Origin of the sequence: Kitasatospora sp. NPDC086801, from assembly GCF_044745805.1 — a bacterium.
GTDB lineage: Bacteria > Actinomycetota > Actinomycetes > Streptomycetales > Streptomycetaceae > Kitasatospora.
Genome location: NZ_JBIVAX010000007.1, coordinates 235,220 through 258,691, shown reverse-complemented (window position 1 = coordinate 258,691; position 23,472 = coordinate 235,220). Strand labels below are relative to the sequence as shown.

The following is a 23,472-nucleotide window of genomic DNA, read 5'->3' as shown; positions in this document are numbered from 1 at the left end:
CGCCACAACGCCACCGCGTCCGCCCGGAACTCCGGGGTGTACTTCCGCCCTGCCATATGAACCATCTTCCCGGACCATCAAGATCCGCCATCAGAGTGTCCACATCACAGGGGTCACCTCAGACGCGCCGGGTGGGGGTGAGGAGGACGCGGGGGACGGTGAGGTGTTCGAAATCGGCGGTCAGGCGCAGGCCGTGGCGCATGTTGGCGGCCTCCCGGCGGAAGTCGCTCTCGTCCTGCATGGCGTCGAAGAGCACGCCGAGCATCGCGGGCACGTCGATGACGGTGGTGAAGCGGGGTGCGGCACGGGCGACCAGGCGTGCTGCCTTGCGCAGGACGGCCATGTCCTGGGCCATGACCTGGGCGACGCCGGGGCGCTGGATCTTCACCGCGGCCGCCGTGCCGTCGGCCAGGTCGGCGCGGTAGACCTGGGCCAGGGACGCTGCGCCGAGCGGTGTCCTGGTGTCGATGTCGCGGAACAGGCGCGGCCAGCGGGGGCCGAACTCGGCGGCCAGGACGGGTTCGAAGACGTCGAAGGGGAGTGGGGTGACCTGGTCGTGGAGCAGGCGCAGTTCTTCGATCATCGCCTCGGGCACGAAGTCGGACCGGGTGGAGAGGATCTGCCCGACCTTGATGTAGAACGGGCCCAGCGACTGCAGCGCTTCCCGCACCGCCCGCGCCCGTCCGCCGTCCTCGTCCCCGACGTCCGGGCCGCCTCCGCCGCCTCTGCCGCCTCTGCCGCCTCTGCCGCTTTTGCGCCCGGGGCGCCGTAGTTCGTCGGCGAGCAGGCGCCCCAGGACCCCCGAGACGTAGAGCGCGCGAGCGGACACACAGCCTCCAGAGACAGGGTGGGCGCCCTACCCGCCGATACCGGGAACAGCGCGTCGAGCAAGGAGAGAGCCGCGTTGCCCAGGCTTCCCCCTGACTGCCCGGTGCCGTTTCGTCCGTCTCTTGTCCGGTGTCCTACGTGGTCCGGCCGGTGGGGAGGCCGCCGCGGACGGCGGCGGACAGCAGTTCCACTGCGCCCGCTGTCGGCGCGGGTACGAGTGTGGCGAGGAGTGCCTCGACGAGGACCTGGTAGGTGCACTCGCCGCCGTTGCTGTCCCGGGCCCGGAACCGGAGCCCGCTGCGTACGTCGTCTGCCAACTCGGCCAGGGAGACCGGCCGGTAGGTGAGCGCGTCCACTAGCAGCCCGTGCTCCGCCCGGACCAGGTGGCGTTCCACATCCGCGCCCGTCGGTGGGCCGGACACACCGGCACTGTGGTCTCTGTTGTGGTTCTCCGGGTCAGTCACGTGCCGGCGAAGCCTTGGACAGGTGGGCGAGCTCTTCCCGCAGGGCGGCCAGTTCCGCCCGCAGGCCCGCCAGCTCCGCCCCTTCGTCTCTCTCGCCCCCGCCGCCCGCAGGGCGACGAGGGGTGTCACCGGAAGGCTTGCCCTCGGTGTTCCCCTCCAGCAGGTCGATGATGGCGTCACGGAGGTTGCACTCCAGCTCCGCCGCACGCTCGATGAGCTCGTCGGCGATCTCCTTGGCGTCGTCGACGATGGTGCGCAGGGAGCGGATGATGCCGCGTCGCGGCCGGGACTCACTCATGAGGGGGTGTCCTCACTGCTGGGGTGCGAGCACGCGAGAAGGCCTGATCGCCCGCGATCCTCCGGGCCGGTGGCCGAAGGTTCGGACGGAAGGCGTTCAGTTCTCTGAGTGCACGCCAGGACGCACGTCGGTGGCAACCCCGCGTGCGGGGGGCTCGGGAGGCAACGAGTTCTGGCCGCCGATGCCGAGAGCGCCGTGCACGCGCCCGCTGCCCCGGTCGCGGCCGTTTCCCGCCGCCCCGGCGCCCGCGGGAAGTCCGTGGGATCGGGGGGTACCGCGAAGACGGCGAACGGTGCCGTCGGGCCGGCTGTGCGGCGGTGCGATGAGAGGGCCGCACGCCGGGCCCGGTGGGCCCCGTCGGCCCCAAAAGCCTTCCCAGCCAAGGCGGTTCGGGTAGGGCTGACCCCATCGGGGGGCCAGGTGGCCACCGACCTGTGGTGCGACGGGTGTAGGCGTGGGGGCCGGGACGAGGGCGCGAGCCGGAGCCGGCCGTGCTCCGATGTCCGGGCCGCACGCCGTACCGGGACAGCCGTGGATCTGTTGGCATAGAGACCATCGCGCTGAACGCTTACGAAAGAGGCCGGCAGGGACCCGTCGTGCCCGGCCCGACAGTCGTCGAGCCGAACCGGTGCCGCGGTTCCGGGTTGATCGCCGTAGCCGGTCCCAGGTGGCACGGGCCACACCGTACCGACGGCTGGTCCGGCGACGGCGCCGGGGAAAGGCCCGCACGGCCGGCGCAGCACCGGACGGCGTCCTCGCAATCCCCTGGCCGTCCGACCTCGACCCTCAGGACGTCCATGGGCTCAGGCCCGACCCGTCACCACCCGCCCGATCCTGATGCACTGCCATTCGAAGGCGAGGCCCGGTGTCCGACGAACCCCGTGACTGCGAACGCATCCTGACCCAGAGTGCGAACACCGTCAGGCCGCTGATCCGCTCCCAGGTCAACCGCCTGCCCGCGCACATCCGGCACCTCGCCGGTCTGCACTTCGGCTGGTGGACCGACGACCGCGTCCACGTCGACCACCAGGGCGACGGCAAGGCCCTGCGCCCGGCCCTCACGCTCCTGGCCTGCCGGGCCGTCGGCGGCGACCCGGCTGCGGCCCGTCCCGCCGCGGTGTCCGTGGAACTCGTCCACAACGCCAGCCTGTTGCACGACGACATCATCGACCACGATCGTATGCGTCGCCACCGCCCCGCCCTGTGGGCGGCCAAGGGGTTTCCGGCGGCCATCCTCGCCGGCGACGCCCTGTTCTTCGCCGCCGTCCAGGCCCTCGCCGAAGCCCCCCGCGCCGAGTTGACGGTCCCCGTCCTCCTGGAAAGCGTCCAGTTGCTGATCGAGGGCGAGTACCTCGACATCCTCCTGGAGACCGGTACCGACGTCAGCGAGGACCGGGCGCTCGCGGTGGCGGCCGGCAAGACCGGCGAACTCCTCGCCGCCGCCTGCGCGCTGGGCGCCATCGCCGGTGGCGCCGACGCGCAGCGCGCCGCCCACCTGCGGGCCTTCGGCCGGCACCTGGGCATCGCCTTCCAGTGCATCGACGACCTGCTCGGCATCTGGGGCGACGAACAGGCCACCGGCAAACCCGCGTTGTCCGACCTGCGCCGGCGCAAGATCTCCCTGCCGGTGGCCGCCGCCATGGCCGGACACACCCCGCAGGCCGAGACCCTGCGTGCCCTCTACCGCAGGAACACCCCACCCAACGACGAGGAATGCCGCCACGCGGCCAAACTGATCGAACAGAGCGGCGCCAGGGACTGGACCCTGTACCGCGCCCGACGCCACAGCGCCGACGCCCACGAGCACCTCGCCCTGGCCCGGCCCGCGCCCGCGGCGGTCGCCGAACTCACCGCACTCGCCGAGATGATCACCAACCGCGACCGCTGACACGCGAACTCCCACCCGCCGGCCCCCTGAACCCCCTCGGGCCGGCCTCTCACCACCGCCACCGTCCGCACGTTCCACAGCAAAGGGGTACCCGTGACCGGGACATCCGCGCACAGTTCCGCCGCGGCGTTCGGGCTGCCGCCGCTCTACTGCCCGCTGGCACCGTCCTCGCACCCGGAAGCCGACGTGATCGACAAGCGGGCGGCACAGTGGATGAACCACTGCCCCATCCCGCAGGACCCGGCCGAGCGGGCCGGCCTGCTGGGAAGCCGCAGCGCGGCCTTCGTGGCCAACAGCAGCCCCCGGGGACGCGCCGAACGCCTGGAAGCCACCGGCCGCTGGTACTTCTACGCCTTCGCCCTGGACGACTGGTTCGAAGCCTGCCCGTCCCTGCACGACGTCATCGACGTGTGCGGCGCGATGCAGCGGGCCCTGGAGGCCCCGGACACGGCCCTGCTGGACACCCCGTTCATGCCCGCCTACCTCGACATCGTCCGCACCCTTCGCGGCTTCGCCACACCCGTGCAGTACCACCGCCTCACCGCCGGCTACCGCATCTACCACCAGTGCATCCCCTGGGAGGCGAGCTACCGGCTGCGGGGCCAGCATCCCGACCTCAGCACCCAACTGGTCCTGCGCCTGGGCGTGTCCGGGTTCGAGGCCTTCTTCGCCATGATCGAGGTCTGCAACGCCCAGGAGATGCCCGCACGGGAGTACGACGACCCCGCCCTGCGAGCCCTGCGGGAGATCGCCGGCCTGCTCCTGCTGTGGATCAACGACCTCTCCTCCTTCGCCAAGGACGCCCGCGCCGGGGACGGACAGAACAACCTCGTCATCGGCCTCATGAACGAACTGGGCTGCACCCAGGCCCACGCCGTCGTCCAGGCCATCACCATCTGGAACCGCAGCATGGCCCTCTTCCTCCGGCTGCGCGACCAACTGGCCGCCCACGCAAGCCCGCAACTGCGGCACTTCCTCACCGACCTCGGCAACATGGTCGCCAACGTCGTCCACTGGCACCGCGACAACCCGCGCTACGCGATGGCCGCCCCCGCCCTGGAGATCGTCACCAGCCCGCCGCCCGGACTCGACCCCGCCCCGCTGGCCCACTCCTCCATCGCCTGGTGGTGGCAGCACCTCACCCCGTGAACCCCGTTGCCCCGGCGCCCCGTTGCCCCGGCGCCCCCGCACCCAGGACACCTCGCACGGTGCCGGGCCGCTCCCGCTCGCCACGCCTGCTCCCCAAGGAGTGCCGCATGAACCCGGAACCGTCCCGCCAGACACCGGCTCCGCAGGGCGCTGGACCCCGCAGCCTGACGCAGGTGCCCACGCTGCCCGGGCGCGTACCCCTGATCGGCCATCTGCTGCAGCTGTGGCTCGATCCGCTGGCGTTCCTGCAGTCGGTGGAGCACGCCGGGGACATCGTGCGGGTCGACCTGGGCTGCCTGCCCGTGTACTTCCTCACCACCCCGGACCTCGTCCACCAGGCCCTGGTGACCCACGCCCGGGTGTTCGGCAAGGGCAGGTTCTTCGAACGGGCCCGCGCAGCCCTCGGCGACGGGCTGGCGACGACCGACAGCGAGGTGAACGCCCGCCAGCGGCGACTGGTGCAACCCGCGCTGCACCGCACGCGCATCACGGCGGTCTACGCCCAGGTCATGGAACGGCGTGCGCGGTCCGTGGCGATGTCCTGGCAGCCGGACGAGATCGTCAGGGTGGACCGGGCGATGCACGAGCTGACCGCGGGGATCGTGGCCGAGTCGCTGTTCTCCTCCGGGCTCAGCCAGGCCGCGCTCGATGAGGTGTGGCGGTCCCTGCAGGTCCTGTCCCGGGGCGTGGTCGTGCGGGCGGTCGCCCCCGCGGTCCTCGACCGGCTCCCGATCCCGCTCAACAGCGGGTTCAGCGACGCAGGTGTCCGCCTGCGCCGGATCATCGACGAGGTGATCCGGCACGCGCGTACCGACGGGGCCGGCCGTGACGACCTGCTGACGAAGCTGCTGGAGGCCCGGGACACCGAGACGGGCGAAGCCATGACCGATGCGGAGATCCGCGACCAGCTCATCACGCTGCTGCTCGCGGGAACCGAGACCACGGCCACCACGCTGGCGTGGGTCTTCCACGAGCTGGCCCGGCACCCCGACGTCGAGGCGCGCGTCCAAGCCGAAGTCGATGAGGTGGTGGGCAGCGGGCCGGTCAACGTCGCCGACCTGCACCGCCTCCAGTACCTGGACCGGGTGCTGCAGGAGGTCACCCGCCTGTACGCGCTCGTACTGATCACCCGCAAGGCCACCTCGACGGTCACGCTCGGCGGCGTCACGTTCCCCGCCGGGACCGAGGTCGCGTACAGCCAGTACGCCCTGCACCGCGATCCGCGGACGTACCCGGACCCGGAGCGGTTCGATCCCGACCGGTGGCTTCCCAGCCGATCGTCGCAGGGAACGCCCATTCCCTTCGGCAAGGGGAAGTACAAGTGCCCGGGCGAAGCGTTCGCACGGGCCGAGATGCTCATCTCGGTGGCGACGATCACCGCCCGCTGGCGGCTCGTTCCGGCACCAGGCTCCACGGTCAAGCCGGTCCTGGCCGAAATGCCCCGGCCGAACGCACTGCCGATGATCGCCGTCCCCCGGCAGACCGTTCCGCGGACACCACAACCCAGGACGGGTGATCCTACGGTCCGCGAGGAATCCGACCGGCCGTGAGGGAAGTGCGTCCGCACCGGCGACGGATCACCACCGCCCCGGGCCTCCCTGAACCTCCGGGCCTCGCGTGAGATCAACGGATTCATCATGGTGTGGCGCCATGCGGAGGCGCTGGGCACGCCAGTTCTACAGCGCACCGCCCCCGTCGGGGCAGGGCGCCACGACGACGGCGACACCAGCGGCACGACTCGGTCTGTGCCCTCGTGCTCATGGGTACGGAGGAGATCGACGGGGGAGTGGATCGGGATGGCGAGAGGTCGGAGCTCGGGCGTGAGTGGTGAACTGCGGTACGACGATCTGGTGCGGCCGTTGCCGGAGTTGCTGAAGCGGCACGCCGAGCGGTCGGCGGACCGGGTGGCGTTCCACGACTTCTCACGTGGCGTCAGCTACGCCGAGTTGGAGCGGCGGACCGGGCGGTTGGCCGGGTCGCTCGCGCGGGCGGGGGTCCGGCGCGGCGATCGGGTCGCGATCTGCCTGGGCAACGGCGTGGAGCTGGTCGAGGGCTGCCTCGCCGTGCTGCGGGCGGGGGCGGTCGGCGTCCTGCTCAATCCCCGCTCCTCCGACGCCGAACTCGACTACTACCTGCGGGACAGCGGCGCCTCGGCCGTCATCACCGACCCCGCGCACCTCGCGCGGCTCAACCGGCTCGGCCCCGCGCACCGCGGTCTGCCCGCCGTGCTCACCGGGACGGGCCCGATCCCCCCGGACGCCCCCGACGGCACCGTCCGCTTCGAGGCTGCGGCCGGGAGCGACGGGCCCGCGGCGCCCGACGACCTGGGGCTCGACGATCCGGCCTGGCTGCTCTACACCTCCGGGACCACCCACCGCCCCAAGGGCGTGCTCTCCACGCAGCGCGGCGCGCTGTGGTCGGTGGCGGCCTGCTACGCGCCGATCTTCGGGCTCTCCCCCGAGGACCGGTTGCTGTGGCCGCTGCCGCTGTTCCACAGCTTCGGACACTCCCTCGCGATCCTGGGCACCACGGCCGTCGGCGCGAGCACCGCGATCGCCGGCGAGTCGCTGACCCCCGGCGACCTGTGGCGCGCGCTGCGGACCCCGAGCGAGGCCCTCGGTGGGCCGTTCACCGTCCTGGCCGGTGTCCCCACGACGTACCACCAGGTGATGTCCTCGGCGAAGGACGCCCCGCTCCCCGTGTCGCGGCCCGGGCTGCGGCTCTGCGTCACAGCGGGCGCGCCGTGTCCGCCCGCGCTGCGCCGGGCGGTGGAGGAGACGCTCGGCGCGCCGCTGCTCGACGTCTACGGCAGTACCGAGACCTGCGGCGCGATCGCGGTGACCCGCCCGACCGGCCCCCGGGTCGACGGATCCTGCGGACGACCGGTGCCGGGTGCCGAGGTCCGCGTGGTCGACCCGGACGGCGGTGTCGACGTCCCGGCGGGCGGCGAGGGCGAGTTCTGGGTCAGCAGTCCGGGGCTCATGACGGGCTACCACGACCGGCCGGAGGCGACGGCCGCCGCGCTGCGCGAGGGCTGGTACCGGACCGGGGACCTTGGCCGCCGCACCGAGGACGGCCACCTCGTTCTCACCGGCCGGGTCAGTGAGCTGATCATCCGGGGCGGCGAGAACATCCACCCCACGGAGGTCGAGCACGTCCTGCGGGGCTGTCCCGGTGTGCGGGACGCCGTGGTCCTCGGCCGGCCGCACGCCGTCCTCGGCGAAGTCCCGGTCGCCTTCGTGGTGCCCGGCCCGGACGGCGTCGACCCGCAGTCGGTGCTCGACGTCTGCCGCTCGCAACTGGCGGACCACAAGGTGCCCGTCGAGGTCCGCGAGATCGCGGCCGTCCCGCGCACGCCGTCCGGCAAGATCGTCCGCCATGCGGTGTTCAACGACCAGGCTGCGGCGCCGACTCCGGCCGACGGGCCCCTGTACCGGGGGCTGCTGCCGCTGCCCCGCGAGGAGCAGGAACGCGCGCTGTGCGAGACGGTGTGCGTCGAGACCGCCCGGGTCCGCGGACGCGCGCCGGAGGCCGGGCCCGACGCGGACGGCTCCGGTACGGACAGCTCCTTCGCGGACCTCGGGCTCACCTCGCTCGGCGCCATCGAGCTGATCGACCGGCTCGCGGCCTCGACCGGGCTGAGCCTGCCGACGACACTGGTCTTCGACCACCCCACCCCGGCCGCCGTCGCCCGCTACCTGCGCACCGAACTGTTCGCCGCCGTACCCGGAGACGTACCCGGAGCCGTACCCGGAGCCGCTGTCGCCGTCGCCGCCGCGGCCACCACCGCACCGCGGACCGCCGAGCCGGACGCGGCGCACGACCGGGACCCGGTGGTGATCGTCGCCATGGCCTGCCGCTACCCCGGGGACGTGGACTCCCCGGAAGGGCTCTGGGAGTTGGTGTCGCAGGGCACGGACGCGATCTCGGACCTGCCGACCGACCGGGGCTGGGACCTCGCCGCCCTCTACGACCCCGACCCGGACCGGATCGGCACCTGCTACACGCGCAGCGGCGGATTCCTGCACAGCGCCGCGGAGTTCGACGCGGGCCTGTTCGGCATCTCGCCGCGCGAGGCGCTCGCCACGGACCCGCAGCAGCGGCTGCTGCTGGAGGTCACCTGGGAGGCCTGGGAGCGGGCCGGCATCGACCCGGCGTCGGTCCGCGACAGCGACACGGGCGTCTTCCTCGGCGTGATGTACGGCGACTACGCCTCCCGCTTCACCGACCACGAGCTGGAGGCCCACCTCGCCCTGGGGTCGGCCGGCAGCGTGGCCTCCGGCCGACTCTCCTACGTGTTCGGCCTGCGCGGGCCCGCGATCACCGTCGACACGGCGTGCTCGTCCTCGCTGGTCGCCGTTCACCAGGCGGCCCAGGCGCTGCGCTCGGGCGCGTGCTCGCTGGCCGTGGCCGGCGGCGTCACGGTGATGGCGACGCCCGGACCGCTGGTCGCGTTCAGCCGCCAGCGCGCCCTCGCGCCCGACGGCCGCTGCAAGTCCTTCTCGTCCACGGCGGACGGCACCACCTGGGCCGAGGGCGCCGGGGTGCTGCTGCTGGAGAGGCTGTCCGACGCGCGCCGCAACGGACACCCGGTGCTGGCCGTGGTGCGCGGCAGCGCCGTCAACTCCGACGGCGCGTCCAACGGCCTGACCGCGCCCAGCGGCCGAGCCCAGCAGCGCCTGATCGAGCTGGCGCTGGCCGACGCCGGGCTGCGCGCGCACGAGGTGGACGCCGTGGAGGCGCACGGGACGGGCACCGCGCTCGGTGATCCGGTCGAGGCGCGGGCGCTGCTCGCCGGCTACGGCCGGGGCCGGGGGCCGGAGGATCCCCCGCTGTGGCTGGGCAGCGTCAAGTCCAACCTCGGACACACCCAGGCCGCCGCGGGAGTCGCCGGGATCATCAAGATGGTCCAGGCCATGCGGCACGGTGAGTTGCCCAGGACCCTGCACGTGGCGGCCCCCACCCCGCACGTCGACTGGTCCTCGGGCCGGGTCGAGCTGCTGACCGCCGCCCGGCCGTGGCCCGCGCCCGCCCGCCGGCCCCGCCGAGCCGGCGTGTCGGCCTTCGGCATCGGCGGCACCAATGCGCACGTGATCATCGAGGAGCCGGCCGCCACCGACCGCGCCCCGCGGCAGGCACCCGCACAGCCGCAGGGGCCGGTGGCACCGGTGACGGTCCCGTGGCTGGTCTGCGGGGCCGACGAGACTGCCCTGCGGGCCCAGGCCCGGCGGCTGGCGGACCACGTCGCGGCCCGGCCGGGCCTGTCGCCGGCGGACGTGGGCTTCTCGCTGGCGGTGTCGAGGTCGGCGCTCCCGCACCGGGCGATGGTGCCGGCCGCGGACCGCGAGCGCATGCTGGCCGGACTCCGGGCGATCGCCGACGGCACGCCCGGCGCCGGGTCGTCGACGTGTCCGGCCGACCCGCGCACCCGCCTCGCCTTCCTGTTCACCGGGCAGGGCGCGCAGCGAGCGCGGATGGGCGAGGAGCTCCGGGCGGCGTTCCCCGCGTTCGCTGCGGCCTTCGACGAGGTCTGCCACGCGCTGGACGGCGAGCTGGACCGGCCGCTGCGCACGGTGATCCGCGCCGAGCCGGGCTCGCCGGACGCCCTGCTCGACCGCACGGACTTCACCCAGGCCGCCCTGTTCGCCTACGAGGTGGCGCTGTTCCGGCTGGTGGAGTCCTGGGGAGTGCGGGCCGACTTCCTGGCCGGGCACTCCGTGGGGGAACTGGCGGCCGCGCACGTCGCCGGCGTGCTGGACCTCGCCGACGCCGCACGCCTGGTCGCGGCGCGCGGGCGGCTGATGCGGGCGCTGCCCGAGGGCGGGGCGATGGTGGCCCTCGACGCGGCGGAGCACGAGGTGCTGCCCGAACTCGCGGACGTGGCCGACCGCGTGGCGATCGCCGCGGTCAACGGACCGCGTGCGGTGGTGATCTCCGGTGCGCGGGACGCGGTCCTCGCCGTCGCGGCGCGGTTCGAGGCCCGCGGCCGCCGCAGCACGCGGCTCAAGGTCGGCCACGGCTTCCACTCGCCGCTCGTGGACCCGGTGCTCGACGAGTTCCGCCGCGTCGCCGAGTCGCTGGAGTTCCGGCCGCCGCGGATTCCGCTGGTCTCGACCGTGACGGGCCGTCGGGCGACGCCCGGGGAACTGGGCTCCGCGGACTACTGGGTGCGGCACGCACGTCTGCCCGTGCGGTTCGCCGAGGCCGTGCAGTGGCTGGGCGCCAACGGGGTCGGGGGCTTCCTGGAACTGGGCCCGCAGCCCGTGCTCACCGCGTACGCGGAGGACTGTTCGTTGTCCAGGGACGGCGGCGGCCCGGTGTTCCCGGACGGCGGCCCGGTGTTCGCCTTCGCGGCCCGGGACGGCGAGCGGGAACCGGACACACTGCTGTCGGCCGTGGCCCGGTTCCACGTGCGCGGCGTGGGCGTCGACTGGCCCGCGGTGTTCGCGGAGCGCGGGCTGCGGCGCGTGGAGCTGCCGACCTATGCCTTCCAGCGCCGGAGGTACTGGCTGGACCCGCCGCGCCCGGCCGGGGTCGGGCCGGCCGTCGGGGAGCATCCGCTGCTGGGCCCGCCGTTCGAGGTCCCGGGCACCGGGCACACGGTGCTCTCCGGCCTGCTGTCGGCGGCCGCCCAGCCGTGGCTCGCCGACCACGTCGTCGGCACGGCGCTGCTCGTGCCGGGGACGGCGTTCGTCGAGCTGGCCGTGCAGGCGGGCGACGCGGTCGGCTGCGGCTCGCTGGAGGAGCTGGTGATCCTGCGGCCACTCGCGCTGCCCGACGCGGGGGTGCGGGTCCAGGCCGTGGTGGGGGCGGTGGACGAAGCCGGCCGGCGGTCCGTCGAGATCCACGCACGGCCGGTGGGGCCGACCGCGGCCGTCTGGACGCGGCACGCCTCCGGCCTGATCGCCCGTGCGCCCGAGCCGCGGACGGCACCGGAGGGGCACGGCCTGACGCAGTGGCCGCCGCCCGGTGCCACGGAGATAGATCCCACCGGTGCCTACGAAGCCGCGGCGGAGCGCGGTCTGGCCTACGGGCCCGCGTTCCGCGGCGTGCGCGCGCTGTGGCGGCGGGGCGCGGAGGTGTTCGCGGAGGTCCACCTGCCCGAGCCGTGGACGGCCGAGGCGGACCGGTACGGCATCCACCCCGCGCTCCTGGACGCCGCCGCGCACGCCTCGTTGCTCGCCGCGTCCGCCCAGGGCCGGGGAGCAGGCCCGGACCCGGGCGGTGCCCGGGTGCCGTTCCAGTGGAGCGGCGTGAGCCTGTACGCCGCCGCGGCCTCGACGGTGCGGGTACGGATCGCGCCGGTCGGCGAGACCGGCCCCGAGTCGGAGTCCGACTCCGACTCCGGCCCCGTCTCCGTCTCCGGCTCCGGCTCCTGCCTCGACTCCGGCCCCGAGCACGGCGCGCTCTCGATCACGCTCGCCGACCCGGCGGGCCGCCTGGTGGTGCGCGTCAACTCCCTTGCCACCAGGGAGCTTCCGGCCGGATACCGTCACCCCGGTCAGGACATCGCCCAGCGCGCCCTGCTGCGCCCCGACTGGGTCCCCGTCGCGCTGCCCGGCCGTGCGCAGCAGTCGACGGGCTGGACGCTCCTCGGGCCGGACGAGCTGGACCTCGGCGCCTTCGTCCCCCTCGTCCGTCAGTCCTCGCACGTGGACGCCGCGGACGCCGTGGACGCCGCGGCCCCGCCCGGCCACCTGGTGCTGACCGCAGTCGGTTCGGGAACGGATCGCAGCCCACTGGCCGACGTCCACCTGCTGACCACGAAAGTGCTCAAGGTCCTCCAGGACTGGCAGGACGACCCGGCCACCGCGGGCTCGCGGCTCGTGGTGGTGACGCGGAACGCCACCGCTGCCGCGCCGGACCTGGCGGGAGCCGCGGTCTGGGGACTGGTGCGCAGCGCGCAGTCGGAACTGCCGGGACGCGTGGTCCTGATCGACGTGGACGAGGACCCCGCCTCCCTGCGTCTGCTGCCCGCGGCGGCCGCCGGCGACGAGCCCCAACTCGCCCTGCGCGGCGGGCGGGCGACGGTGCCGCGGCTGGTCGGCGTTCCGCCGACGCTCCCCCTGCCCGAGCCGTGGCCGGCCGAGAGCGCGGCGCCCCGTCACTCCGGCGCCTTCGACCCGGACGGCACGGTGCTGATCACCGGCGGCACCGGAGCGCTGGGCGCGGACCTGGCCGGGCACCTGGTCGACGCGCACGGGGTCCGCCACCTGCTGCTGATCGGGCGGCGCGGCCCGCACGCACCGGGCGCCGACGCCCTGCGCGCGAGTCTGGCGGAGCGGGGCGCGCAGGTCAGGATCGTCGCGTGCGACGCGGCCGATCGCGTCCGGCTCGCCGAGCTGATCGAGCAGTGTGATCCCCCGCTGACCGCCGTCGTGCACGCCGCCGGGATCCTCGACGACGGAGTGCTGGCCGCGCTGTCCCCCGAGCGGCTGGCGGCGGTCCTGCGGCCGAAGGCGGACGCGGCCTGGCACCTGCACGAGTTGACCCGAGACCGGGGCCTGTCGGCCTTCGTCCTGTTCTCCTCGGTCTCGGGCGTGCTGGGCCGGGCGGGCCAGGGCAACTACGCCGCGGCGAACTCGTTCCTGGACGCGCTCGCGCAGCACCGGGCCGTGGCCGGCCTGCCCGCCGTCTCGCTGGCGTGGGGCCGGTGGGGCCACGACGCGGGCATGGGCGCGCAGTCGACCGAGGGCAAGGGGCGCGCGAGGCCCGACGACGTGGTCCGGGCCTTCACCCCCGCACAGGGACTGGCCCTGTTCGACGCGGCACTGCGGACGGGAGCTCCCGTCCTCGCGCCGGTCCTGCTGGACCGGGCCGCTCTGCGCGCGGCCGCGGGGCAACTGCCGCCGCCGCTGCGTGACGTGGTGCACCCCGGGCGGCCTGCCGCCGAGGCGGCGGGCGGCGCGGCCGAACCGCCCCCGGGTGCGCGGGAGACCTCGGGGGCCGGAGCGTGGCGCACGCTGCTGGCCGGGCTGCCCGCCGAGGAGCGCGGGGTCGTGCTCGCGGAGCTGCTGCGCGGCGACGTGGCTGCGGTGCTCGGCTACTCCGGCGCGCAGGACCTGCCCGCCGGCAGGACCCTGGCCGAGCTGGGCTTCGACTCGCTGACGGCGGTGCAGATCCGCAACCGGCTGAGCACGGCCCTGCGCCTGCGGCTGCCCGCGACCGTGGTGTTCGAGCACCCGGCGATCGAGGACCTCGCCCGCCACGTGCTCGACCTGCTCGACGACCTGCCCGGTGGCACACCGCGTGAGCGGCCTGCACTGCCTGCACTGCCCGCACCGTCTGCCCCGCCCGCACCGCCCACCGGCCGTCCCGCGCGGACGCTCGCGTCCCTGTACCGCACGCTCTGCGGGAAGGGCGATGCGGTGGCCGCGATGCACCTGGCGGTCACCGCGTCCTCGGCCGCCGCGACCTTCGGCGCCGACGACGCCGCGGAGCACGCCGTGCCGCCGCTGCGCCGGGCCGGGGGCCGCACCGGCGCCCCGGTCGTGGCCTTCTTCCCCGACCACCGTCCGCTCCCCGCGCGCCCGGGTGGCGGGTTCGCGGCCCTGCACGCCTGCTTCGAGGGCGAGCTGGACGTCCTGGAGTTCCCGTACCCGGGCATCGGCGTGGGGTGCGCCGTCCCGGCCGACCGGGAGGCACTCGCCCGCCTCCAGGCCGAGACGGCGCTGCGGCACGTCGGTGACCGGCCCGTCGTCCTGGTCGGTGCCTCCGCCGGGGGCGCCGTCGCGCACGCCGTGACCCGACGCCTCGAACTCATGGGCTCCGCCCCCCGGGGGCAGGTGCTGATCGACACGTATCTCGTCCACCAGGGAAACCACTCCACGGACTGGTTGACCGCCCTGGCCGTCCCGCCGGCACCGCGCCTCGGCGTGGACGAGGGCGCGGACGGGTCGACCGGTGATGAGGACGCCGCCGTCCTGGCCATGGGCGCCTACACCGGGCTCTTCATGGACTGGCGCCCGGAGCCCGTGGACACCCCCACCCTGCTCGTCGGGGCCGCTCGGCCGACCCCTCTGATGGCGGCGCGGGCGGACGGCGACGCCTGGCGCACGTCCTGGCCGCTGCCGCACGAGCGCGTCGAGGTGCCCGGCGACCACCTCTCCCTGATGCGGGAGCACGCCGCCACCACGGCGGCCGCGATCCGCGCCTGGATCGACTCCCTGGGCCACGCGCACGCCCCGTCGACGCCCACCGCCACCACGCGAGGAGGCCGGTGACTTCCTCGGATCCCGCGGCTCACGGGGTGTCGGTGCGGGTGGGGTGTGGTGGCAGGGGGAGGTGGAGGAGGAAGCGGGCGCCGGTGGGGGAGTCGGCGAGGGTGAGGGTGCCGTGGTGGCGGGTTGCGAGGTCGCGGGCGATGGCGAGGCCGAGGCCGGCGCCGCCGGTGTCGCGGGTGCGGGCCTCGTCGAGGCGGGTGAAGGGGGCGAAGACGCGCTCGCGGTCGGGTGCGGGGATGCCGGGGCCGTCGTCCAGGACTTCGAGGACGGCCCGGTGACCGTCGGGGCCGTGGTCCTCGGTGAGGGTGACGGTGACCTGGTCGGTGGCGTGGCGCAGCGCGTTCTCCAGGAGGTTGCGGAGCAGGCGGTGGAGTTGGGCGGCGTTGCCGGGGACTTCCAGGGGGCGGTCGGCGTGGACGGTGATCCGGCTGGTGCCGTGCGGGAGTTCGGCGGCGACGTCGCGGGCGAGGTCGGTGAGTTCGACCCGGGTGTGGTGGGCCGGTGCGGCGGCGGCGGAGGAGGAGGGTGGGCGGGCGAGCAGGAGCAGGTCGTTGGCGAGGTGCTGGAGGCGGACGGTGTCGGCGCGGGCGGCGCGGACGACGGTGGGCCAGTCGGTGCGGTCGGGGTGGCTGAGGGCGACCTCCAGGGAGGTGCGCAGGCCGGCGAGGGGGCTGCGCAGTTCGTGGGAGGCGTCGGCGACGAAGCGGCGCTGGGTGGTGACGGCGCGGTCGAGCTGTTCGAGGGTGTGGTTGGTGGTGGTGGCGAGGTGGGCGATCTCGTCGGCGGTGGGTGGGACGGGGACGCGCCGGTCGAGGTGCTGGGCGGTGATGGAGGCCATCTGGGCGCGGATCGCCTCGACCCGGCGCATCGCCTGGGCGGTGACCGCCCAGGCGATGGCGGCCACCAGCAGGACGGCGAAGGGCCCGGCGACCAGCAGTAGCCGTTGGACGGATTCCTGGACGCGTTCGGCGTCCCAGGGCGGTACGAGCAGGTAGGCGGTGACGGTGCGCTCGCCCTGGTCGGGTTCGCCGAAGCCGGACCGGAGGGAGTAGCCGCTGATGCCGCCGGCGCTCTGCCCGTAGAGGGGGAGGGTGTGGTGGGCCAGACGGCCCCCGGCGCCGGCGGCCGGGGCGCCGAGCGTGAGGGTCCGGGAGGTCTGCTCGCCTGCGGGCAGCGGCCCCAGCTGGGCGGCGACCTGGGCGCGGAAGGGTTCGAGGTCGGGACTGACCTCCAGGAGCCGGCCGGAGTCCAGGACGAGGGCGTAGGTGCGGTCGCCGCCGAGCAGTCCGCTCGCCGGGACGTGGCCGGTGCGCATGTCCGTGACCGCCACGTCGAGGCGGGCCTGCGCGGCGGCCTTCGCGTCGTCGAACTGGGAGTCGTAGAGGCTGTGGCTGAGCCAGAACGCGCCCGCGGTGAAGGCGGCGGCGGCGGCCAGGCCGGCCGCTGCCGCCGAACGGGCCCGCAGCGAGCGCAGTGAGCGGAGCAGCCGCGGCGGCCTGGGCCGCGTCCGGCCGGTCTTCCCGGGCCCGCCGTGGGCTGATCCGCCGGGATCGGCCGGACGGGGCCTAGCCACGGGAGTCCAGCCGGTAGCCGGTACCGCGCACGGTGACGATGGAGTTGCGGCCGAACGGGACGTCGATCTTGCGGCGCAGCGCGCTGACGTACACCTCGACGATGTTCGGGTCGCCCTCGTAGCCGCTCTCCCAGACCTGGTCGAGGATGGTGGTCTTGGCGACGACCTCGCCGGGGCGTTCGGCCAGGCACTCCAGGACGGCGTACTCGCGGGGGGTCAGCGCGACCGGGGTGCCCGCGCGGCGGCAGGAGCGGTCGGCGGGGTCGAGGGCCAGGTCGCCGACGGTCAGCTCGGGCGGGCGCTCCGCGCCGCCGCGGCGGACCAGGGCGCGCAGCCGGGCCACCAGGACGGGGTAGGAGAAGGGCTTGGCGAGGTAGTCGTCGGCGCCGGTGTCCAGGGCCTCGATCTCGTCGTACTCGCCGTCCTTGGCGGTGAGCATCAGGATCGGGGTGGTGACGCCTTCCTGGCGCAGCTGGCCACAGACCCGGTAGCCGTTGAGGCCGGGGAGCATGACGTCCAGCACGATCGCCCGGTAGTCGCCGGTGCGCGCGTACCAGAGGCCGGAGCGGCCGTCGTGGACGACGTCCACGGTGTAGCCCTCCGCTTCCAACCCGTCCCGGAGGGCGTCGGCCATCCGGGTCTCGTCCTCCACCACCAGTACGCGCATGCGTCTCAGCATGTCACGGGGGGTGTCGCGGTTCCTGAAGGTGCTTTCAGGCTCTTTCAGCGGATCTTCAGAGGGCGGGTCGGAGGCTTCGGGGGTCGCCCCACGTCCGCCCTACCGCGAGGTGAGCCCCGTGACCCTGACCCTGCCCCGCCCACCCCGCGCCCCGGTCGCGCCCCGGCCCCAGCCCCAGCCCCAACCCCAACCCCGGCCCCAGTCCCAGTCCCGGCCCCAGCCCCAGCTCCAGCCTCGGCCCCAGCTCCGGTCCCGGTCCCGGCCGCTGCCCGAGCCATCGCGGCCGGGTCGGACCGCCCTGTTGCCCTGGGCGCTCGCCGCCGTGCTGTTCGCCGCCTACAGTGCGCTGTCCGTCTCCCGCCACCTGCATCTGCGGACGTCCGGCTTCGACCTGGGGATCTTCGAGCAGGCCGTGCGCGGCTACGCCGAGGGCCGCGCGCCGGTCTCCGAGCTGAAGGGGCCGGGCTTCCACCTGCTCGGGGACCACTTCCACCCGATCCTGGCCACCCTCGCACCGCTCTACCGGGCCTTCCCCTCCCCGCTCACCCTGCTGGTCGCCCAGGCGGCGCTGTTCGCCGTGTCCGCCGTCCCCGTGACCAGGGTGGCGGCGCGGGCGGCGGGCCCGTGGGCGGGCGCGGGCATCGGCGTCGGGTACGGCCTGTCGGTCGGCCTGCAACAGGCCGTCGCCTTCGACTTCCACGAAATCGCCTTCGCCGTACCGCTGTTGGCCTTCGCCCTGGAGCGGCTGACGCTGCGGAGGTGGCGCGCGGCCGCGTGGTGCGTGCTGCCGCTGCTGCTCGTGAAGGAGGACCTGGCGGCGACGGTCGCGGCCGTCGGCTGCTACCTGTTCTGGCACGGTCGCCGCCGGCTCGGCGCGGGCGTCGTCGCGCTCGCCGTCGCCACCGTGGCGCTGGTGGTGCTGGTCGTCATCCCGGCCCTCAACCCCGACGGCGTCTACACCTACCTCTCCAACGTGGACGGTCCATCCGGCGATCCCGTGAGCAGGCTGCTCCTGCCCGCCCAGAAGTGGGGGACCGTCGCCCTGCTGCTGGCCCCCACCGCGTTCCTGGCGCTGCGCTCCCCGCTGATCCTGCTCGCGCTCCCCACCCTGGGCTGGCGGTTCTGGTCCACCAACCCCGCCTACTGGGGGACGGGCTTCCACTACGGCGCCGTCCTGATGCCGATCGTCTTCATCGCCTTCGCCGACGCCCTGACCCGGCTCCGGTTCCGGCTCCGCGCGCGGCACGGCCTGCGACGGTGGACGGCCTGCGGCCTCGTGGCCGTCGGGCTCGCCGTGACGGCCGTCGCCCTGCCCTTCCGCCCCCTCGCCGAGCTGGCCCGGCCCGCCACCTGGCAGCGCGACGCGACGGCCGATGCCGTACGCGGGGTGCTGCGGGTGATCCCGGACGGTGCGCAGGTGGCCGCCGCCAACAACCTCGCGCCCCAACTCACCCACCGCGCGCAGGTTTTCCTCTTCCCCCGCTACCCCGGGGGCCCGGGAGTGAAGCCCGACTGGGTCGCGGCCTCCGACCACCCGAAGGACGGCCTCTTCCCCGCCGGTCAGGAGGCTGAAGCCCTGCGCGCCCTCCCCGCCGCCGGCTACCGCCCCGTCGCGAGCGCCGGCGGCGTCACCGTCTACCACCTCAGCGCGCAGCGGACACCGTGACCACCGGCAGGAACGCCGCCGGCCACGTCGAGACCAACCCGGTCCGGCTCTCGTTCGCCCGGTACGACGCCGGGGCAACGCGGCGGAGCGGGTGATGTCGGGGCTGCCGTCCTCGGGAGCGGATCGTCGAAGAACCCCGGCGAAGAACCCCGCCGCCGGGTTCGCTCAGCCGGCTTCCGAGCGGTCGTTCGCTGCGGCGGGCGGCGCGGGCCTGCCCGGCGAGGCCGGGCGCATCGGCGAGCACCGGTGCCGCTTGGCCGTGGGACCAGGGCCTCAGGACCCTCGCTCAGCACCACCGGCTCGGCGGATGCTCGAATCACCGGCGCTCCCCGCCGAGAACAGGGAGTGATCAACCATGACCACCGAAACCGCCCTCACCACGGCGGATCTGCACCTGCTGGCCGAAGCCGGAGGCCTGGCGCCCTCGCTGCACAACAGCCAGCCCTGGCGCTTCCGTCCCACGCCCAACCTGCTCGGCCTGGAGGTCCGCGCCGACCGTGGTCGGGCCGTTCCGGCCGCCGACCCGGCCAGCAGGGCGCTGCACATCTCGATCGGCGCTGCCCTGTTCAACCTGCGCGTGGCCGCCGCCCACCTCGGCCGCGAGGCCGCCGTTCGGCTGCTGCCGGCCGGCGACGGCGCGCAGCCGTGTGCCGTGCTCGACCTGTCCGCGCCGGCCCGTACACCGCTGCCCTTCGGCGCCGACCTCTACCCGGCCATCGCCGGGCGCCACTCCAGCCGGCAGCCGTTCACCAACCGGGATGTCCCCGAGGCACTGGTCGCCGAGCTCATCTCGGCGGGCCGGGACGAAGGCGTCACGCTCACCGTGCTGGAGGAGGACGGGGTGCGCCGCGTGCTCGCCCTCACCTCCGAGGCCGAGGCCCGGATCGCCGCCGACGTCACCCGCGAGGCCGAGACCCGCCGCTGGCTACGGCTGGAGCCCTCCTACGACGGCATCCCGCTCGCCGTCCTCGGCTCGCACGACCGCGACGCCCGCGTCCCGATGCGCGGCTTCGCCGGTCACCCGCCGCGCCACAGCACCCCGGCCGAACGCTTCGAGGCGCTGCCGCAACTGGCCACCCTCACCACCCACCTCGACAGCCGGGCGGACTGGCTGCGCACCGGACAGGCCATGGAACGGGTGTGGCTGCTGGCCACCGTCCATGGCCTGCGTGCCTCCGTCCTGCACCAGGCCGTCGAGATCCCCGACACCCGCTGGCGCCTGCGCGACCCGCACGAGGGGCCCGGGCACGTCCAGCTCGTGCTGCGCCTCGGCTACGGCCCGTCCGGTGCGGCCAGCCCGCGTCGCCGGGTCGAGGACGTCCTCGACCCGCCGGAGGGGTAGCCGGATGTTCGTCCGCCCGTCTCCTGCGCGGGGAGACGGGCGGAGGGTGCGGCTTCGCCGGGGGAGCCGCGCAGGCGTGCGGGGTCAGTCCGGCGGGCTCGCGAGCGTGCGCGACATGCCGTCGAGGGCCAGTTGCACGGCCTGCCAGGGGAGACCGGCGTGGAAGGGGTGTCCGGCGCGGAACCGAACGGGGAGGTAGCGGCCGAGGGCCTTCTTCCCGAGGCGCCAGAGCGGGGAGGTGCCGACGCGGTAGCGGTCGCCGGCGTCGGCCGCGACGCGCACCGGGTGGGCTGGGTCGCCGGTCTCCTCCAGCGGCACCTGGGCGAACGTCGCCTTGTCGAGCATCTCCAGGACGCACATGCTGATCGGTTCGAACGGGCGCGGCAGCGCCAGCAGCGTGGGGTCGACCACCATGGTGATGTGCTCGGCCACGGCGTGGGCCTGGAGCAGGGCGAGGAAGGCCTGCTTGCCGGGGAAGTCACCGGCGTCGCCCGGGGCGTAGATCTGCGGGTGCCCGCGGACCTGCCGGGTGACGGAGAGGGTGTTCAGGAAGCCGCGGTCGTCGTGGGGCAGGCCGGGGTAGTCGACGGCGGCGACGTACGGCGGGAAGGCGACGAGCAGGTCGAAGGGACGGGCGGTGCCGTCGGTGTAGCGGACCTCGGTGTCGCCGACCTCGTCGACCACGGCCGAGGTGTGACCCTCGATGCCGCGCGCCGCGAACTCGTGGTCGACCACCTGGTGGAGACGCGGACCGAAGGCCTGGACGTAACCGGACTCGTAGGTGGTCCAAGTGAGGTGGACGAGGGATCGGAGCTTGGCCCGGCGCAGCCAGGTGTCCAGCATCAGCGCGATCTCGTACAGCGGCCCGGCGCACTTGTTGTCGGGCGGGATGAGGAACAGCACCCGCTGGTGCTGCCCGGCCTGCGCGTTTTCCTTGAGGTTCTGGAGCTGCCGCCCCAGTGACCGCATCTGGCGGGGCGTCCAGACGGACTGGGCGTGCTCGGCGAGGCCCGGCACCTCCTGCGGGTGCGTCGCGGCGCCGGTGGCGAGGACCAGGAAGTCGCCGCGCAGACGGGTGCTGTCGGTGAGCTCCACGGCGAGGGCGTCGGGGTCGGCCTCGGTCACCGAGCCCTGGTGGAAGGCGATGTGGCGGCGGAACAGAGGGCCGGGCAGGGGGGTGTGGAGCGGGGCCTCGCCGGCGCCGAAGGGCAGGTAGATGGTGTTGGGCTTGAAGAGGAAGTCCTCACGGTCGGCGACGAGCGACATCCGGACGCGGTCGCCGAGCAGGTGGCGCAGGCCGAAGGCCGTCTCCAGGCCGGCGAAACCCCCACCGACCACGAGGACGTGCGGTTTCGAAGGCATCGCGGGATCCGTGCCTCCTACTCGGGTGCGACGATCGGGGGGCCGTCGGGGCGGATGATCCGGCCGCTGATTCCCGTGGGCCGGATGCGCATCCAGGTGTCCCGGGTGCCGCCCGCCCAGGGACGGGAGTCGGCGTGTTGCCGGAACCAGCGCACGGTCTCCTCGTCGGAGACGACCGAGGCGGTGCCGTTCACCAGGACGCTCCATCCGGTGGCGAACACCTCGTCGAGCTGGTCGGCCTCGAAGGCGACCTCGTCGCCTGCCGTCCTGGCGAGGGTGCCGTCGTCGACGGTGCGGTAGAGGATGGTGGCGTCGAGCACGCGGTAGTTGACGGGCAGCGCCACGAGGCCGCGCGGTGCCGTCAGCACCACTCGGCCGACGCCGCCGGGGGAGAGCTTGGCCCAGCAGGCCGCCGGGTCCAACTCCTCCAGGAGTACGCGGGCGTTGGCCCGGGCGTGGCCGGACGGTACGTCGCGGCCGCCGCCGAGCAGACAGCCGACGGTGGTGTCGAGCGCGTCGGCGAGCCGGGTGAGGGTGCCGACGCCGACCAGGACGGGGTGGGTTTCCAGGTACTCCAGGAACCCCGGGTCCAGGCCGCCGCGCTCGGCCACCAGCTCGCGGGTGAGCCCCAGCTGGGTGCGGCGGTGGGCGACCCGGCGCCCGAGGTCGCCGGGGTCGGCCGGGCGGGGGCGCGTCCCGCTGTCGTTCGCGGTCGTCATGGCGATCTCCCCGTTCAGACGGCTTCGCTGTTCGGGACGATCACCAGCGGGACGGTGCAGCGGTGCACCAGGGCGCGGCCGGTGGAGCCGAACAGCAGGCCGCGGAAGCCGCCGAGGCCCCGGCTGCCGATGACCAGGCAGCGGGCGCGGGTGGCGACGGCCGCCAGCATCGGGGCGGGAGAGCCGGTGAGCACCTCGCGCCGCACCCGGATGTCCGGGTACTTCTCCTGCCAGCCAGCCAGCGCCTCGGACAGGTCCACCAGGGACTCCTCGACCAGGTCCGGCTGTGCGGCGTCGGCGGGGCGGCGGATCTCCACGGCCTGCACGTCGGCCCCGGCCAGCGAGGCCTCCTCGAAGGCGAAGCCGATCGCGGCCCGGGAGGCCTCCGAGCCGTCCACTCCGACGACGACGGGGCCGGGACCGGAGACGCCGTCGGGCGGCTCCGGGACGAGGGCGATCGGACACCCCAGGTGTCCGACCAGGGAGGCGCCCTTGGAGCCGATGGGCAGTGCGGAGTGGGCCTCCGTGAGCCGACGGATGCCGAGGACGAGCTGTGCGGCCTCGTCGGCTGCTTCGCGCAGCACCCGGACCGGGCGGCCCTCGGCGAGCCGGGGGGTGATCTCCAGTCCGGGGTGGCGTTCGGAGGCCAGCAGCCGGGCGGTGTCCAGCAGCGTGTCGCCGGCGGCGCGGAGGCCGATCGTCCAGTGGTCCCCCACCGGTCGGCCGATGGGCCAGTCCTGGGCGTGCAGGGGCTGGATTGGCAGGCCGCGCCAGGCGGCCTCGTCCGCCGCCCAGCGTACGGCCCAGCGGCTCGCCTCGGAGCGGTCGACGCCCACGATCACGGGGCGGCGGGTTTCGAAGCCGTTCATCGCGGTCTCCTTTCGGCTCTGGCCGGCGCCGTCACCGGCTCTGCGAGGAGCCTTGACCACTCTCATCGTCGTGCGCCGTCGTGCGGGTGGGGGAGGGCCGGTCGGGCCCGGAGACGCGGGCCGGTGGGCCCCGCCGCCTTCGAGGGGACGGCTCTCCGTGACCAGGTCGGTGCGGCACACCCCGCACGCCTCCACCTCCGCCTCGCCAGGATCTCCTGCGGTCCGGGCGCGGACAGCGCCTGCCGCTCCCACACCAACGGCCCCGGGCCCCGAACGCCCGTACGGCCGGGGCCGAGCGTTGCTCGGGCATGGGCCGATCAGCCCAACCTGTGCCAAGGGGGACCTGCTGGAACGCGTGTCGGGGCCGGACGGCCCCGTGCGGGACGACCGGTGTCGGCGGACAGTGGGAGTA

14 protein-coding genes are annotated in these 23,472 nt (G+C 74.6%); 6 read left to right on the top strand and 8 right to left on the bottom strand.

Annotated features, from left to right (window positions below; all coding sequences use genetic code 11):
• Positions 1-118: 118 nt before the first annotated feature.
• From ACIPLC_RS12155 to ACIPLC_RS12145, 3 genes are all read right to left on the bottom strand, one after another.
• Positions 119-670 carry an AarF/UbiB family protein gene (locus ACIPLC_RS12155; RefSeq protein ID WP_400472863.1) on the bottom strand — a complete coding sequence of 184 codons (552 nt, stop codon included), beginning with the start codon at positions 668-670 and terminating at the stop codon, positions 119-121.
• Positions 671-962: 292 nt separating this feature from the next.
• Positions 963-1,250: a hypothetical protein gene (locus ACIPLC_RS12150; RefSeq protein WP_400472862.1), complete on the bottom strand. Its 288-nt coding sequence runs from the start codon at positions 1,248-1,250 to the stop codon at positions 963-965.
• A 34-nt stretch (positions 1,251-1,284) separates the two neighbouring features.
• Entirely contained in the window at positions 1,285-1,590 is a 306-nt protein-coding gene (locus tag ACIPLC_RS12145; RefSeq protein WP_400472861.1) for a hypothetical protein, read from the bottom strand.
• Between the two features lie 865 nt (positions 1,591-2,455).
• On the opposite strand from ACIPLC_RS12145, the gene ACIPLC_RS12140 reads away from it, so the two are divergent.
• The 4 genes from ACIPLC_RS12140 (at position 2,456) to ACIPLC_RS12125 (ending at position 14,850) form a co-directional block, all read left to right on the top strand.
• On the top strand, positions 2,456-3,478 hold the full coding sequence (locus ACIPLC_RS12140; RefSeq protein ID WP_400472860.1) for a polyprenyl synthetase family protein: 1,023 nt from the start codon (positions 2,456-2,458) through the stop codon (positions 3,476-3,478).
• 93 nt (positions 3,479-3,571) lie between these two features.
• A complete protein-coding gene (locus tag ACIPLC_RS12135; RefSeq protein ID WP_400472859.1) occupies positions 3,572-4,627 on the top strand; it encodes a hypothetical protein in 1,056 nt (351 codons plus the stop codon).
• Between the two features lie 107 nt (positions 4,628-4,734).
• Entirely contained in the window at positions 4,735-6,177 is a 1,443-nt protein-coding gene (locus tag ACIPLC_RS12130; RefSeq protein WP_400472858.1) for a cytochrome P450, read from the top strand.
• A gap of 270 nt (positions 6,178-6,447) precedes the next feature.
• A complete protein-coding gene (locus ACIPLC_RS12125) occupies positions 6,448-14,850 on the top strand; it encodes a type I polyketide synthase (RefSeq protein ID WP_400472857.1) in 8,403 nt (2,800 codons plus the stop codon).
• A gap of 19 nt (positions 14,851-14,869) precedes the next feature.
• Here ACIPLC_RS12125 and ACIPLC_RS12120 read toward each other — a convergent pair whose 3' ends face one another.
• Positions 14,870-16,423 (bottom strand): sensor histidine kinase, encoded by a 1,554-nt coding sequence (locus ACIPLC_RS12120; RefSeq protein WP_400472856.1) that lies wholly within the window; start codon positions 16,421-16,423, stop codon positions 14,870-14,872.
• Positions 16,416-17,090, bottom strand: coding sequence for a response regulator transcription factor (locus ACIPLC_RS12115; protein ID WP_400472855.1), 675 nt, complete (start codon positions 17,088-17,090; stop codon positions 16,416-16,418). Before ACIPLC_RS12115 ends, ACIPLC_RS12120 begins: the two co-directional genes overlap by 8 nt.
• A 313-nt stretch (positions 17,091-17,403) precedes the next feature.
• On the opposite strand from ACIPLC_RS12115, the gene ACIPLC_RS12110 reads away from it, so the two are divergent.
• The gene (locus ACIPLC_RS12110) at positions 17,404-18,768 is read left to right on the top strand and encodes a DUF2079 domain-containing protein (RefSeq protein WP_400472854.1); all 1,365 of its coding nucleotides are present in this window, start codon (positions 17,404-17,406) and stop codon (positions 18,766-18,768) included.
• A gap of 355 nt (positions 18,769-19,123) precedes the next feature.
• On the top strand, positions 19,124-20,110 hold the full coding sequence (locus ACIPLC_RS12105; protein ID WP_400472853.1) for an Acg family FMN-binding oxidoreductase: 987 nt from the start codon (positions 19,124-19,126) through the stop codon (positions 20,108-20,110).
• 84 nt (positions 20,111-20,194) lie between these two features.
• On the opposite strand, the gene ACIPLC_RS12100 is transcribed toward ACIPLC_RS12105, so the two are convergent.
• From ACIPLC_RS12100 to ACIPLC_RS12090, 3 genes are read right to left on the bottom strand one after another with little or no spacing between them, the layout of a single operon-like run.
• Positions 20,195-21,472 (bottom strand): NAD(P)/FAD-dependent oxidoreductase, encoded by a 1,278-nt coding sequence (locus ACIPLC_RS12100; protein ID WP_400472852.1) that lies wholly within the window; start codon positions 21,470-21,472, stop codon positions 20,195-20,197.
• Positions 21,473-21,489: 17 nt separating this feature from the next.
• Positions 21,490-22,191, bottom strand: a complete 702-nt coding sequence (locus ACIPLC_RS12095; RefSeq protein ID WP_400472851.1) for a helix-turn-helix domain-containing protein — start codon at positions 22,189-22,191, stop codon at positions 21,490-21,492.
• Positions 22,192-22,205: 14 nt separating this feature from the next.
• Positions 22,206-23,060, bottom strand: a complete 855-nt coding sequence (locus ACIPLC_RS12090; protein WP_400472850.1) for a universal stress protein — start codon at positions 23,058-23,060, stop codon at positions 22,206-22,208.
• Between the last annotated feature and the right edge of the window lie 412 nt (positions 23,061-23,472).